Here is a 13,520-nt window from a genome sequence, read left to right on the forward strand (position 1 = left end):
CATCCTATGATTGGATGAAAGGGCGAATCCTATGTCAGACATTTCTCCATTAGTGAAACGATCCCTGGTCGATCAGGCCCTGGATCAGTTGCGTCAGCGCATTAATCAGGGCGTTTGGGCGGTTGGCCAACGCTTGCCTACCGAACCCGAGCTGTCCGCCGAACTGGGCATCAGCCGCAATACCGTGCGTGAAGCCATGCGGGTACTGGCGTTTTCCGGGTTGATCGAGATCCGCCAGGGCGATGGCAGTTACCTGCGGGCGGTGGTCGATCCGCTGGACACCCTGAAGGTGTTGTCGCAGTGCTCCCTTGAACAGGCCCGCGAAACCCGTCACATCCTCGAGGTTGAAGCCATTGGCCTGGCCGCTTTGCGCCGTACCGATGAAGACCTGGTGGTTTTGCGCGAGGCATTGGGTGTCAGCGGCAGCCACTATCATGGCGACCTCGACACCTATATCGCTTGCGATCTGGTGTTCCACCGGCGCCTGGTGGACGCCGCGCACAACCCGACCCTCAGCGAGTTATATCGCTATTTCTCCAGTGTCGTCGGCGCTCAGCTGCGGCACTGCCTGAACATCACCCCGCGCCGCCAGGAAGTGTTCGACCTGCATATCGAACTGCTCGAAGCGGTCGAGCAGCGCGACCCGGAACGGGCCAAAGCTATATCGAGGCAGTTGATCAATGAACCTTGAAACCGATAACGCCAGCCGTCACCTTCCACAATCCAAACGCGCGGCGGAGCTTGAAGAGCTACTGATTGATGCCGAGGCCGATGACGAACAGGTCCAGCAAAGCCATCCGATCCTGCGCCGTCCATGGTTGCTGCTGCTGGGCCTGATTCTGGTCGCGCTGAACCTGCGTCCAGCGTTGTCGAGCATGGCGCCAATGCTCAGCGAGGTGTCGAAAAGCCTCGGATTATCGGCGTCGCAGGCCGGGTTGCTGACGACTCTGCCGGTGCTTTGCCTCGGTTTGTTTGCGCCATTGGCACCGATTCTGGCGCGGCGCTTCGGTGCCGAGCGAGTAGTACTGGGCATCCTGCTGACACTGGCGGGCGGGATCATCCTGCGCAGCTCATTCGGTGAGATTGGTCTGTTCGCCGGCAGTGTGCTGGCCGGTGCCAGCATCGGTGTAATCGGTGTGTTGCTGCCGGGGATCGTCAAACGCGACTTTCCGAAACAGGCCGGGACCATGACCGGCGTCTACACCATGGCCCTGTGTCTGGGCGCGGCGATGGCGGCGGGTGCAACCGTGCCGTTGAGCGAACATTTCGACAAGAGCTGGGCATTGGGCCTCGGTTTCTGGGTGATTCCGGCGCTGGTCGCGGCGCTATTCTGGCTGCCACAAGTCGGTCAGAAACACGGCGCGCATAACGTCGCCTATCGCGTCCGGGGATTGCTGCGCGACCCGTTGGCCTGGCAAGTGACCTTGTACATGGGCCTGCAATCGTCCCTGGCCTACATCGTGTTCGGCTGGTTGCCTTCGATCCTGATCGGTCGTGGACTGACTCCGACCCAGGCGGGCCTGGTGCTGTCGGGTTCGGTGATCGTTCAACTGATCAGTTCCCTGGCGGCACCCTGGCTTGCCACCCGTGGCAAGGACCAGCGCCCGGCGATCGTGATCGTCATGGTGATGACCCTCGGTGGTCTGTTCGGTTGCCTCTACGCCCCGATTGAAGGCCTGTGGGGTTGGGCGATCCTGCTTGGTCTGGGGCAGGGCGCGACCTTCAGCCTGGCGCTGACCCTGATCGTACTGCGCTCGCGGGACTCGCATGTCGCGGCCAACCTGTCGAGCATGGCCCAGGGTTTCGGTTACACCCTGGCGTCCATGGGGCCGTTCGCGGTGGGCATCGTGCATGACTTGACCGGCGGCTGGACCGCCGTGGGCTGGATCTTTGGCGTGATTGGCCTCGGCGCCATTGTTGCCGGCCTCGGTGCCGGACGTTCGCTGTACGTTCAGGTGCAAAGCGAAAAAATCTGAATCCTCGTACCACCGGCATTCGGCCCACGAATGCCGGTGGTCTTGTGTGCATTTGCAGACTATCGTGCAGGCAATCTTTCGATGCCGATTTGCACAACAGGGAGTCTGCCCATGAGTGAAGCCCACAGCGCCTTGATCACCCGGTTCTACCAGGCCTTTCAGCGGCTCGATGCCGAGGCCATGAGCGCTTGCTATACCGATGACGTGGTATTCAGTGATCCGGCGTTTGGCGAGCTTCGCGGCCGTGATGCCGGCGATATGTGGCGCATGCTCACCACCCGCGCCAAGGATTTCTCCCTGACCTTCGACAACGTGCGCAGCGACGAGCGCACCGGTGGCGCCCATTGGATCGCGACTTATCTGTTCAGTCAGACCGGCAACACCGTGGTCAACGACATCCAGGCTCGCTTCGTTTTCCGCGACGGCAAGATTTGCGAACATCATGACAGTTTCGATCTGTGGAAGTGGTCCCGACAGGCGCTGGGTTTCAAAGGCTTGCTGCTGGGCTGGACGCCGTTGGTGCGCAAAGCCGTTCGCGGGCAAGCTCTGAAGGGGCTGAAGGCATTTCAGGCCAGTCGCTGATAAGATTGCGGCTTGTTTCCCTTCAAGCCTTGATCGATCCGTGACCACCCACAGCGAAAATCCTGTCGACGCTGACTCTCCCGTGAGCAAGCTCTGGTTCGTCTACCTCGTGCGCGCGGCCAATGGTTCGCTCTACTGCGGGATCAGCGATGATCCCGTGCGCCGCTTCGCCAAGCACCAAAGCGGCAAAGGCGCGCGCTTCTTTCTCTCCAGCCCGGCCATGGCGCTGGTCTATACCGAAGCCTGCCGCGACAAAAGCGAAGCGTTGCGTCAGGAACGGTTGATCAAAAAACTCAAGAAGAGCGCCAAGGAGTGTCTGGTGGCCAGTGCTGCTGCCGGCTTATCAATCTGACTGATCGGTTCCCATCAGGCGGATCTGTAGGCTGCCAACCGATTGCGCGCTAAGCTGGAGGCTCATTTTGAGTGCGGCGGAGCCGAGCATGTCCGAGTTGATTCTTCATCATTACCCGACGTCCCCCTTCGCCGAAAAGACCCGACTGTTGTTGGGATTCAAAGGGCTGTCCTGGCGCTCGGTGAAAGTCTCGCCAGTGATGCCAAAACCCGATCTCACGGCCCTGACCGGTGGCTACCGCAAGACCCCGGTGTTGCAGATCGGCGCGGATATTTATTGCGATACGGCGTTGATCGCCCGTCGTCTTGATCAGGAAAAAGCCCTCCCGGCATTCTTCCCGGAAGGCCAGGAAATGATCGCCGCAACCTTCGCTGCCTGGGCCGATTCGGTGGTGTTCCAGCATGCGGTCAGCCTGGTGTTTCAACCGGAATCGATCGCTGTTCGTTTTGGCAATTTGCCGCAGGAAGCGATCAAGGCATTTCTGGCAGATCGCGCGGGTTTTTTCAGCGGAGGCAGCGCTACAAAGTTGACGGCCGGGCAAGCGCGGCATCAATGGCCGACGATCATGGTGCGCCTGGAGCAACAGTTACAGCGCGAGGAAGGTGATTACCTGTTTGGCGAGCCGTCGATTGCCGACTTCGCCATGGCGCATCCACTGTGGTTCCTCAAGGCAACACCGGTGACGGCGCCGCTTGTGGATAACTATCCGGCCGTGTCGGCCTGGTTGGCACGGGTGCTGGGTTTCGGCCATGGGGCGCCGAGCGAGATGACTTCGGAAGAGGCGCTGGCAATAGCACGCAACACTACGCCTGCTGCTTTACCGGATGAGCAGTTCATCGATCCGAACGGGTTCGAGGTTGGCCAGCAGGTGGTGATCGCGGCGACTGACTATGGCATCGATCCGGTGGCGGGGGAGTTGATGTTTGCCGGTAGCGAGGAGTTGATCGTGCGTCGCGAGGATGAACGTGGTGGTTGGGTGCATGTGCACTTTCCGCGGCTGGGCTTCCGCATCGAAACTCACTGATTCACCTACAGACACACACACCTGTGGCGAGGGAGCTTGCTCCCGTTGGGCAGCGGAGCGGCCCCAAAAAAGAGGGACTGCTGCGCACTCCAACGGGAGCAAGCTCCCTCGCCACAAGGATTGTGTAAACCTGATTAATTATTTCAGCGCAGCCAGAATCGCATCCGGGTCATACCCGCGAATCAGCGTCCCGTTCACATCAATGAACGGAATCCCGCCACCGCCCAGCGCCTCGTAAGCCTTGCGTGCCTCGGCATCTTTCTCGATATCGAATTCCTTGTACGGAATGCCTTTCTGATCGAGAAAGCGCCGGGTCAGTTTGCAGTAGCCGCACCATTCGGTGGTGTAGAGCACCACATTGGCCGTGGCCTGGGTCTGCTCGGACACCACTTGCGAGGGATTGAACAGCCGCTCGATCTTGCCCCAGTTCTGATAAACCACCACCACCAGCAGGATCAGCAGAACTTTCTTCAGCACGTTACCCAGCATCAGTTGCGGCGCTTGAGCTGGTCGGTGAGCGAGGTCGGCAAGCCCTTGATGATCAGGGTGCCAGCTTCTTCGTCGTACTCGATCTTCGAGCCCAGCAAATGCGCTTCGAAGCTGATCGACAGACCTTCGGCGCGACCGGTGAAGCGGCGGAACTGGTTCAGGGTGCGTTTATCGGCCGGGATCTCCGGCGACAGGCCGTAGTCCTTGTTGCGGATGTGATCGTAGAAGGCTTTCGGACGATCCTCGTCGATCAGTTCCGACAGCTCCTCCAGGCCCATGGGCTCGCCGAGCTTGGCCTGGCTGCTGGCGTAATCCACCAGGGTCTTGGTTTTTTCCCGGGCGGAGTCTTCCGGCAGGTCTTCGCTTTCGACGAAGTCACTGAAGGCCTTGAGCAGGGTGCGGGTTTCGCCCGGGCCATCGACGCCTTCCTGGCAGCCGATGAAGTCGCGGAAGTACTCAGAGACTTTCTTGCCGTTCTTGCCCTTGATGAAGGAAATGTACTGCTTCGATTGCTTGTTGTTCTGCCATTCCGAGACGTTGATGCGCGCCGCCAGATGCAGCTGGCCCAGGTCCAGGTGACGGGACGGGGTTACGTCCAGTTGCTCGGTCACCGCCACGCCTTCGCTGTGGTGCAGCAGGGCGATCGCCAGATAGTCGGTCATGCCTTGCTGATAGTGCGCGAACAGTACGTGGCCACCGACCGAGAGGTTGGATTCTTCCATCAGCTTTTGCAGGTGTTCCACCGCCACGCGGCTGAATGCGGTGAAGTCCTGGCCGCCATCAAGGTATTCCTTCAGCCAGCCGCTGAATGGAAAGGCGCCGGACTCCGGGTGAAACAGACCCCAGGCTTTGCCTTGTTTGGCGTTGTAGCTTTCATTGAGGTCGGCAAGCATGTTCTCGATGGCTGCGGACTCGGCCAATTCAGAGTCGCGAGCGTGGAGAACTGCAGGAGTGCCGTCGGGTTTTTTGTCGATCAGGTGGACGATGCAATGACGGATCGGCATGGGCTTCTCGGCTGGTTGGAGAGAGCGGGGCGGGCTCTCCGAAAAAGCGCTCAGTGTACCGCAACCGCTGCTTTTGGCGCGGTACGAAGGGCAATTGCACGGGGCCCGACAGTGCTTATGCGTTTTTTTGCCGATTTAGAGCAATAAAGCTGACCAAATGGGTAGCTAGAGGCGGATATTTCCCCGTCTCTGTGCTAGTTTTGCCCGGTCTTACGCGAAGTCACTGCGTTAAGCGTGCAGTCAGCAATTGTCAGGTCGAACCAAACCCTGATTTCGGCATCTATAACCCGACTCGTCGCGGTTATCGCCGAGGGTGCCAGATCCAGAAGATCGGGCTCGATGGCTGACACTGCACTCTGCAATCCATATGAATTTGATAGGGAAGGAACACTACATGGCTCTTACTAAAGACCAACTGATCGCCGACATCGCTGAAGCTATCGACGCGCCAAAAACCACCGCGCGTAACGCTCTGGACCAACTGGGCCAAATCGTTGCCGATCAGCTGGAAAACGGCGGCGAAATCACTTTGCCAGGCATCGGCAAACTGAAAGTGACTGAGCGTCCTGCCCGTACCGGTCGTAACCCTTCGACTGGCGCAGCCATCGAAATCCCTGCCAAGAAAGTGATCAAGCTGGTTGTGGCCAAAGGCCTGACCGACGCTGTGAACAAGTAAGACGCAGCGATAAAAAAAACCGTGCGCCGGAGTAATCCGGGCACGGTTTTTTTGTGTCTGCGATTTGGCGATATTCTGCAAGCACCCCTGAACTACTTATGGGAGCGAGCCTGCTCGCGAAGGCGGAGTGTCAGTCACTAAAGAAATCGGCTGATCCACCGCTTTCGCGAGCAGGCTCGCTCCCACAGGGGAGGCTGTGTCGGCTACTAAGCTTTAGCGCGTCCAGCGTTCGCGGCGCCAGATCTGCTGTTCGGACTTGGTCTGGAAGGTCCAGGCAACGAAGCGACTCTGTTTCTGTCCTTGCGACATCTCCACGACCTGGCTTTCCAGTACGCCCGCCTTTTTCAGTGCGGTCTCGATGGCCGGCAGGTTCGAGGCTTTCGACACCAAGGTACTGAACCACAGCACCTTATGCTGGAAGTTCGCGCTTTCGGCGATCAGTTGCGTCACGAAACGCGCTTCACCCCCTTCACACCACAATTCCGCCGACTGACCGCCGAAGTTCAGCACCGGCAGTTTGCGTTTCGGGTCGGCGCGGCCCAGTGCGCGCCATTTGCGTTCGCTGCCCTTGGTGGCTTCGGCCATCGAGGCGTGGAAGGGTGGGTTACACATGGTCAGGTCAAAGCGCTCACCCGGCTCCAGCAAACCGATCAGGATGTGCTTGGGATTGGTTTGCTGGCGCAACTGGATGGCTTTGTTCAAACCGTTGGACTGGACGATGGCTTTAGCCGAGGCCACCGCCGTCGGGTCGATTTCGGAGCCTAGAAAGTGCCAGCGGTAGTCACTGTATCCGATCAACGGATAAACGCAGTTGGCGCCCATACCGATATCGAGGACATTGACCTGCGCACCGCGCGGGATTTTGCCGTCGTTCATGCTGGCCAGCAGGTCAGCCAGGAAGTGCACGTAATCGGCACGGCCCGGCACCGGTGGGCACAGGTAGTCCGTTGGGATGTCCCAATGGGCGATGCCGTAGAAAGCCTTGAGCAGCGCCCGGTTGAACACGCGTACCGCATCCGGGCTGGCGAAGTCGATGCTTTCCTTGCCATACGGATTGATGATCACGAACTTCGCCAGTTCCGGTGTGCTTTTGATCAGCGCCGGGAAGTCGTAGCGACCCTGATGGCGATTGCGCGGATGCAGGCTGGCCTTTTCACGCGGCTCGACGGCTTTGGTCGGGGTCGCGGTTTCAGGCTTCTTGCGCGCAGGTTTGGGTGTGCGGGGGGCGTTCATGGGCGTGGTCGATTCGGGTATGGCTGAAAGTGGCGAGCATTGTCCCACATCCTGCCGTTGTGAACCCCATTGTGAAAATCACTGCATCACCCTGTGGGAGCGAGCCTGCTCGCGAAAGCGGTTTGTCATTCAACATTGATGTTGGCTGATGTGGCCTCTTCGCGAGCAGGCTCGCTCCCACAGGAGGGTGTGGTGTTTTGGGGAAAGGTACGGGCACAAAAAAGGGAGGCCTTTGCGGGCCTCCCTCTTTCATTGCGATTTGCCGTTACAAGCTGGCAATCCGCGCATGCTGCTCCGCCAGTTTGCCCAAGGCTTGTTCAGCCTCGGCCAGTTTGGCGCGTTCCTTGTCGATGACTTCAGCCGGCGCCTTGTCCACGAAGCCAGCGTTGGACAGCTTGCCGCCGACACGCTGCACTTCGCCTTGCAGGCGCTGGATTTCCTTGTCCAGACGCGCCAGTTCCGCACCTTTGTCGATCAGGCCGGCCATCGGCACCAGCACTTGCATCTCGCCAACCAGCGCGGTCGCCGACAGTGGTGCTTCTTCGCCGGTTGCCAGGACGGTGATCGATTCGAGGCGCGCCAGTTTTTTCAGCAGTGCCTCGTTTTCGCTCAGGCGACGTTGATCCTCGGCGCTGACGTTCTTCAGGAACAGCGGCAACGGTTTGCCCGGGCCGATGTTCATTTCGCCACGGATGTTACGCGTGCCGAGCATCAGGCCCTTGAGCCATTCGATGTCATCTTCGGCGGCTTGATCAATGCGCTCTTCGTTGGCCACTGGCCAAGGCTGAAGCATGATCGTCTTGCCTTCGATGCCGGCCAGCGGCGCGATGCGCTGCCAGATTTCTTCGGTGATGAACGGCATGAACGGATGCGCCAGGCGCAGGGCCACTTCCAGCACGCGAACCAAAGTGCGACGGGTGCCGCGCTGGCGCTCAACCGGTGCGTTTTCGTCCCACAGCACAGGTTTGGAGAGCTCCAGGTACCAGTCGCAATACTGGTTCCAGATGAACTCATACAAAGCTTGTGCAGCCAGGTCGAAACGGAACTGGTCGAGCTGACGGGTCACTTCGGCTTCAGTGCGTTGCAGTTGCGAAATGATCCAGCGATCGGCCAGCGACAGCTCGTAGGCTTCGCCGTTCTGGCCGCAGTCTTCGCCCTTGTCCAGCACGTAGCGCGCGGCGTTCCAGATTTTATTGCAGAAGTTGCGATAGCCTTCGACGCGGCCCATGTCGAACTTGATGTCGCGACCGGTGGACGCCAGCGAGCAGAAGGTGAAACGCAGGGCGTCGGTGCCGTAGCTGGCGATGCCGTCGGCGAACTCGTCGCGGGTCTGCTTCTCGATCTTCTTCGCCAGTTTCGGCTGCATCATGCCGGAGGTGCGTTTCTGCACCAGCTCTTCCAGCTCGATGCCGTCGATGATGTCCAGCGGGTCCAGGACGTTGCCCTTGGACTTGGACATCTTCTGGCCCTGGCCATCACGTACCAGGCCGTGCACGTAGACGGTCTTGAACGGCACCTGCGGCGTACCATCCTCGTTCTTGATCAGGTGCATCGTCAACATGATCATCCGGGCAACCCAGAAGAAGATGATGTCGAAACCGGTGACCAGCACATCGGTGGAGTGGAATTTCTTCAGGAATTCGGTCTTTTCCGGCCAGCCCAGGGTGGAGAAGGTCCACAGGCCCGAGCTGAACCAGGTGTCCAGTACGTCGTTGTCCTGCTGCAGGGCGACATCCGGGCCGAGGTTGTGCTTGGCGCGCACTTCGGCTTCGTCGCGACCGACATAGACTTTGCCCGACTCGTCGTACCAGGCCGGAATCCGGTGGCCCCACCACAGCTGACGGCTGATGCACCAGTCCTGGATGTCGCGCATCCACGAGAAGTACATGTTTTCGTATTGCTTGGGGACGAACTGGATGCGGCCGTCTTCAACGGCGGCAATCGCAGGCTCGGCCAGCGGCTTGGTGGACACGTACCACTGGTCGGTCAGCCACGGCTCGATGATGGTGCCGGAGCGGTCGCCTTTCGGTACTTTCAGGGCGTGATCGTTGACGCTGACCAAGAGGTCGGCCGCATCGAACGCCGCCACGATTTGCTTGCGCGCTTCGAAACGGTCCAGGCCGGCATATTCAGCCGGGATCTTGCCGTCGATGCTTTCATTCAGCGTGCCGTCGAGGTTGAACGCCTGGGCGGCTGGCAGAACGATGGCGTTCTTGTCGAAAATGTTCAGCAGCGGCAGGTTGTGGCGCTTGCCGACTTCGTAGTCATTGAAGTCGTGGGCCGGGGTGATTTTCACGCAGCCTGTGCCGAATTCCGGATCGCAGTAATCGTCGGCGATGATCGGGATGCGGCGGCCGACCAGCGGCAGCTCGACAAATTTGCCGATCAGGGCTTTGTAGCGTTCGTCGTTCGGGTTAACGGCCACGGCGGAGTCGCCGAGCATGGTTTCCGGACGAGTCGTCGCGACGATCAGATAATCGTTGCCTTCAGCGGTCTTCGCGCCGTCGGCCAGCGGGTATTTCAGGTTCCACAGGAATCCTTTTTCGTCGTGGTTTTCCACTTCGAGGTCGGAAATCGCCGTGTGCAGCTTGGTGTCCCAGTTGACCAGACGCTTGCCGCGGTAGATCAAGCCGTCTTCGTGCAGGCGTACGAAGGCTTCCTTGACGGCTTCCGAGAGGCCGTCGTCCATGGTGAAGCGTTCACGGCTCCAGTCGACGGACGAGCCGAGGCGGCGGATCTGACGGCTGATGTTGCCGCCGGACTGATCCTTCCATTCCCAGACTTTCTCGAGGAACTTGTCGCGGCCCAGATCGTGGCGATTCTGACCCTGGGCTTCGAGTTGACGCTCCACCAGCATTTGCGTGGCGATACCGGCGTGGTCGGTGCCCGGCTGCCACAGGGTGTTGCGACCCTGCATGCGACGGAAACGGATCAGGGCGTCCATGATCGCGTTGTTGAAGCCATGCCCCATGTGCAGGCTGCCGGTGACGTTCGGCGGCGGGATCATGATGGTGTAGGACTCGCCCGCGCCTTGCGGGGCGAAGTAATTCTCGGACTCCCAGGTGTTGTACCAGGAGGTTTCAATGGCGTGCGGCTGGTAGGTCTTATCCATGCGCGGCGGGACCCTATTGGCATTTATTCAGGAAAAGCCGATGAGTATAGCGGGGATAAGCTGTTACGCGTAGAGCGAGAGGCCAATGGATAGGGGAAAATTCGCGACGGGCCGGGGGTATGTTTGGCCTGTCCCGACGCCTTCGCGAGCAGGCTCGCTCCCACAGAGGTGTGCAATCAGTGTGGGAGCGAGCCTGCTCGCGAAGGCAATCTATCAGGCAACCCGATTCAAATCGTTATGCCGCGTTTCCTTCAGGCATAGCACGGCAATCAAACTCAGCACCGCCGCCCCTGACACGTACCCGCCGACATAACTCAAACCACCCATTGCCACCAGTTTCTGCGCGAAGAACGGTGCCGCCGAAGCCCCGACAATCCCGCCCAGGTTATAAGCCGCCGATGCGCCGGTATAACGTACGTGGGTCGGAAACAGCTCCGGCAGCAGTGCGCCCATGGGAGCGAATGTCACGCCCATCAGAAACAGTTCGATGCACAGAAACAGCGCCACGCCCCAAGTCGAACCCTGGGTCAGCAGCGGTTCCATCAGAAACCCGGACAGGACCGCCAGCACGCCACCTATGATCAGTATCGGTTTTCGCCCGTACCGGTCACTGGCCCAGGCCGACAGTGGTGTGGCCGCGGCCATGAACAGGACGGCGAAGCACAGCAGGCCCAGGAAGGTTTCACGGCTGTAGCCGAGTGTCGACACGCCATAGCTCAGGGAGAACACCGTGGAGATATAGAACAGCGCGTAACACACCACCATCGCGCCCGCACCCAGCAGCACCGGCAGCCAGTATTGGCTGAACAGTTCGATCAGCGGGATCTTTACCCGTTCCTGGCGCGCCACGGCGTTGGCGAACACCGGTGTTTCGTGGAGCTTGAGGCGTACATACAGGCCGACCATCACCAGTGCGGCACTGAGCAGGAACGGAATGCGCCAGCCCCACGAGCGGAACTGTTCATCGTCCAGGACCATGGCCAGTGTCAGGAACAGGCCGTTGGCCGCGAGGAAGCCAATGGATGGGCCGAGCTGCGGGAACATGCCGAACCAGGCACGTTTGCCCTTGGGTGCGTTCTCCGTGGCCAGCAACGCCGCGCCGCCCCATTCGCCGCCCAATCCAAGGCCCTGGCCGAAACGCAGTACGCAGAGCAGGATCGGCGCCCAGGCTCCGATGCTGTCGTAACCCGGCAGCACGCCGATCAGCGTGGTGCACACGCCCATCAGCAGCAGGGAGGCCACCAGGGTCGATTTTCGGCCGATGCGGTCGCCAAAGTGACCGAACAGCGCCGAGCCCAGCGGGCGGGCGAGGAAGGCGATGCCGAAGGTGAGGAAGGCCGACAGCATCTGTGCCGTGCCGGAGGTCTGTGGAAAGAACACCGGGCCGATCACCAGCGCCGCGGCGGTGGCGTAGACATAGAAGTCGTAGAACTCGATAGCGGTGCCGATGAAACTTGCCGTGGCTACGCGAGTGGCGGAGTTGGTCGGTTGCGCGGGTGTGGAATCGCTGTAAGTCGTGCTGGTCGTCATGCGGTTATCCCTGACAGTCATGTTGCCCCAGTGGAGCGAATTATTATGGTCGAACACCCAGGGATGTGGGTTTTAAGCGGGGTGCGGGTAGCACAGGGGTAGGGCGGCTTGGGTAAGCGGCTCGATTATAGGAAGGAGGCTAACGAATCAACAAGGGGCTTGGATCGAATGCAGGCCTTTGTGGCGAGGGAGCTTGCTCCTGCTGGGCTACGAAGCAGGCCTGAGTGCGCAAGGCTCAATTTCTCCGATTTAAAACGTTTGCGGCCGCTACGCGTCCGAGGGAGCAAGCTCCCTCGCCACATCAGATGGCAACAGGCATCGAGCTCGTATGCCAGATCAAAACCCGTGTGACGCGATTCTCTTCCGTCTCAAGGATTTCCAGGCGATAACGGCCGATCTTCAGGCATACCGCGCTCTCCGGAATGGTTTCCAGCGCTTCGGTCACCAGGCCATTGAGGGTTTTCGGGCCGTCGCTTGGCAGGTGCCAGCCGAGGCTCTTGTTCAGGTCGCGTATCGATGCGGCGCCATCGATCACCAGGCGCCCGTCGGCCTGTGGATGGATATGCGGGTTGTCCAGGCTTTGCTGGCTTTCGAATTCGCCGACGATTTCTTCGAGAATGTCTTCCAGGGTCACGATGCCGAGTACTTCGCCGTATTCGTCGACCACCATGCCCAGGCGTCGCTGCTGCTTGTGGAAGTTCAGCAACTGCAGTTGCAGCGGGGTGCTTTCCGGAACGAAATAAGGTTCGCGACTGGCCGCCAGCAGCGCTTCCAGCGTCAGGCTTCCATCAGGGAGCAAATGGGCGATTTGCCGGGTGTTGAGCACCGCTTCGACCTGGTTGATATCACTGTGGAACACCGGCAGGCGTGTACGCTTGTTATGGCGCAACTGCTCGACGATGTCCTCGATCGGGTCGTCGAGATTGATTCCGTCGACTTCACTGCGCGGTACCAGAATGTCGTTGACCGTGATGTTGTCCAGCGCATGGATGCCCGGCAGCGAATGTGGGCGGCAGACGACGGGTTCATGATCGTCGTGCCGTTCCTTCGGCACCTCGTCTTCGCTCTGTTGCACCACCTTGGCTTTGCGAGCGAACGGACGCATCAGTAACTGGCTGATGGCATTGAGCAGCCAGGCGGCCGGATAGACGATTTTCAACGGCACGGGAAGCAGGGTGTTGCCCAGGGCCAGAATTGCATCCGGATGGCGGACGGCGAGGGCGCGCGGCAGGTAGTCGGCAAACACCAGCACAATGGCACCTGCGCCGAGGCAGGCAACCCACGGACCGTTTTCGGCCCAGGTGAAAATTGCCAACAAGGTGCAGAGGACGACTACCAGGGTGCGGCACAGGGTATTGCAGAAGATCAGACTATCGAGCGGGAAGTTCAGCCGGGCCAGCGGCTTGTCGCTGGAGCGCGAAGCCGTGCGCTTGGCCAGCAAATGCAGGTGTGCGGATTCGATGGCGGAAAACAGGCCTGACCATAAAATCAGCAGGACCACCACTGCAAGCATCGGCCCTAAGGGCAAGTCGTCCATTAATG

The 13,520-nt window shown here is 59.9% G+C and carries 12 protein-coding genes; 6 read left to right on the forward strand and 6 right to left on the reverse strand.

The annotated features are described in order from the left end of the window. Positions 1–31: 31 nt before the first annotated feature. The 5 genes from CKW21_RS05775 (at position 32) to CKW21_RS05795 (ending at position 3,934) form a co-directional block, all read left to right on the forward strand. Positions 32–691 carry a FadR/GntR family transcriptional regulator gene (locus CKW21_RS05775; protein ID WP_095193043.1) on the forward strand — a complete coding sequence of 220 codons (660 nt, stop codon included), beginning with the start codon at positions 32–34 and terminating at the stop codon, positions 689–691. Next, entirely contained in the window at positions 681–1,976 is a 1,296-nt protein-coding gene (locus CKW21_RS05780) for a CynX/NimT family MFS transporter (protein ID WP_095193044.1), read from the forward strand. The genes CKW21_RS05775 and CKW21_RS05780 overlap by 11 nt, the downstream gene beginning before the upstream one ends. Before the next feature lie 111 nt (positions 1,977–2,087). Beyond that, complete coding sequence (locus CKW21_RS05785; protein ID WP_095193045.1) at positions 2,088–2,558, forward strand: nuclear transport factor 2 family protein; 471 nt, start codon at positions 2,088–2,090, stop codon at positions 2,556–2,558. Positions 2,559–2,598: 40 nt separating this feature from the next. Then, positions 2,599–2,910, forward strand: coding sequence for a GIY-YIG nuclease family protein (locus CKW21_RS05790; RefSeq protein WP_095193046.1), 312 nt, complete (start codon positions 2,599–2,601; stop codon positions 2,908–2,910). A gap of 88 nt (positions 2,911–2,998) precedes the next feature. Further along, the gene (locus CKW21_RS05795) at positions 2,999–3,934 is read left to right on the forward strand and encodes a glutathione S-transferase family protein (protein WP_095193047.1); all 936 of its coding nucleotides are present in this window, start codon (positions 2,999–3,001) and stop codon (positions 3,932–3,934) included. 138 nt (positions 3,935–4,072) lie between these two features. Here the strand turns inward: CKW21_RS05795 and CKW21_RS05800 are convergent, their stop codons facing one another. Further along, on the reverse strand, positions 4,073–4,423 hold the full coding sequence (locus tag CKW21_RS05800) for a glutaredoxin family protein (protein ID WP_095193048.1): 351 nt from the start codon (positions 4,421–4,423) through the stop codon (positions 4,073–4,075). Next, positions 4,423–5,427 carry a nucleoid-associated protein YejK gene (yejK, locus tag CKW21_RS05805; protein WP_095193049.1) on the reverse strand — a complete coding sequence of 335 codons (1,005 nt, stop codon included), beginning with the start codon at positions 5,425–5,427 and terminating at the stop codon, positions 4,423–4,425. Before yejK ends, CKW21_RS05800 begins: the two co-directional genes overlap by 1 nt. Before the next feature lie 394 nt (positions 5,428–5,821). Here yejK and CKW21_RS05810 point away from each other — a divergent pair, with 394 nt between their 5' ends. Continuing rightward, complete coding sequence (locus tag CKW21_RS05810; protein ID WP_003221909.1) at positions 5,822–6,103, forward strand: HU family DNA-binding protein; 282 nt, start codon at positions 5,822–5,824, stop codon at positions 6,101–6,103. Positions 6,104–6,316: 213 nt separating this feature from the next. Here the strand turns inward: CKW21_RS05810 and rlmF are convergent, their stop codons facing one another. From rlmF to CKW21_RS05835, 4 genes are all read right to left on the reverse strand, one after another. Continuing rightward, positions 6,317–7,336: a 23S rRNA (adenine(1618)-N(6))-methyltransferase RlmF gene (gene rlmF / locus CKW21_RS05815; RefSeq protein WP_095193050.1), complete on the reverse strand. Its 1,020-nt coding sequence runs from the start codon at positions 7,334–7,336 to the stop codon at positions 6,317–6,319. Between the two features lie 265 nt (positions 7,337–7,601). Continuing rightward, complete coding sequence (locus CKW21_RS05825) at positions 7,602–10,448, reverse strand: valine--tRNA ligase (RefSeq protein WP_095193052.1); 2,847 nt, start codon at positions 10,446–10,448, stop codon at positions 7,602–7,604. A gap of 213 nt (positions 10,449–10,661) precedes the next feature. Then, on the reverse strand, positions 10,662–11,978 hold the full coding sequence (locus CKW21_RS05830; protein WP_095193053.1) for an MFS transporter: 1,317 nt from the start codon (positions 11,976–11,978) through the stop codon (positions 10,662–10,664). A gap of 301 nt (positions 11,979–12,279) precedes the next feature. Beyond that, on the reverse strand, positions 12,280–13,515 hold the full coding sequence (locus CKW21_RS05835) for an HlyC/CorC family transporter (protein ID WP_095193054.1): 1,236 nt from the start codon (positions 13,513–13,515) through the stop codon (positions 12,280–12,282). Positions 13,516–13,520: the final 5 nt, after the last annotated feature.

Source organism: Pseudomonas sp. Irchel 3A7, from assembly GCF_900187565.1.
GTDB lineage: Bacteria > Pseudomonadota > Gammaproteobacteria > Pseudomonadales > Pseudomonadaceae > Aquipseudomonas.

Excerpts from the sequence above, each read along its gene's own strand:
- CKW21_RS05775 (WP_095193043.1), top strand. The coding sequence starts at position 32 with ATGTCAGACATTTCTCCATTAGTGAAACGATCCCTGGTCGATCAGGCC.
- CKW21_RS05780 (WP_095193044.1), top strand. The coding sequence starts at position 681 with ATGAACCTTGAAACCGATAACGCCAGCCGTCACCTTCCACAATCCAAA.
- CKW21_RS05785 (WP_095193045.1), top strand. The coding sequence starts at position 2,088 with ATGAGTGAAGCCCACAGCGCCTTGATCACCCGGTTCTACCAGGCCTTT.
- CKW21_RS05795 (WP_095193047.1), top strand. The coding sequence starts at position 2,999 with ATGTCCGAGTTGATTCTTCATCATTACCCGACGTCCCCCTTCGCCGAA.
- CKW21_RS05800 (WP_095193048.1), bottom strand. The coding sequence starts at position 4,423 with ATGCTGGGTAACGTGCTGAAGAAAGTTCTGCTGATCCTGCTGGTGGTG.
- yejK (WP_095193049.1), bottom strand. The coding sequence starts at position 5,427 with ATGCCGATCCGTCATTGCATCGTCCACCTGATCGACAAAAAACCCGAC.
- CKW21_RS05810 (WP_003221909.1), top strand. The coding sequence starts at position 5,822 with ATGGCTCTTACTAAAGACCAACTGATCGCCGACATCGCTGAAGCTATC.
- rlmF (WP_095193050.1), bottom strand. The coding sequence starts at position 7,336 with ATGAACGCCCCCCGCACACCCAAACCTGCGCGCAAGAAGCCTGAAACC.
- CKW21_RS05825 (WP_095193052.1), bottom strand. The coding sequence starts at position 10,448 with ATGGATAAGACCTACCAGCCGCACGCCATTGAAACCTCCTGGTACAAC.
- CKW21_RS05830 (WP_095193053.1), bottom strand. The coding sequence starts at position 11,978 with ATGACGACCAGCACGACTTACAGCGATTCCACACCCGCGCAACCGACC.
- CKW21_RS05835 (WP_095193054.1), bottom strand. The coding sequence starts at position 13,515 with ATGGACGACTTGCCCTTAGGGCCGATGCTTGCAGTGGTGGTCCTGCTG.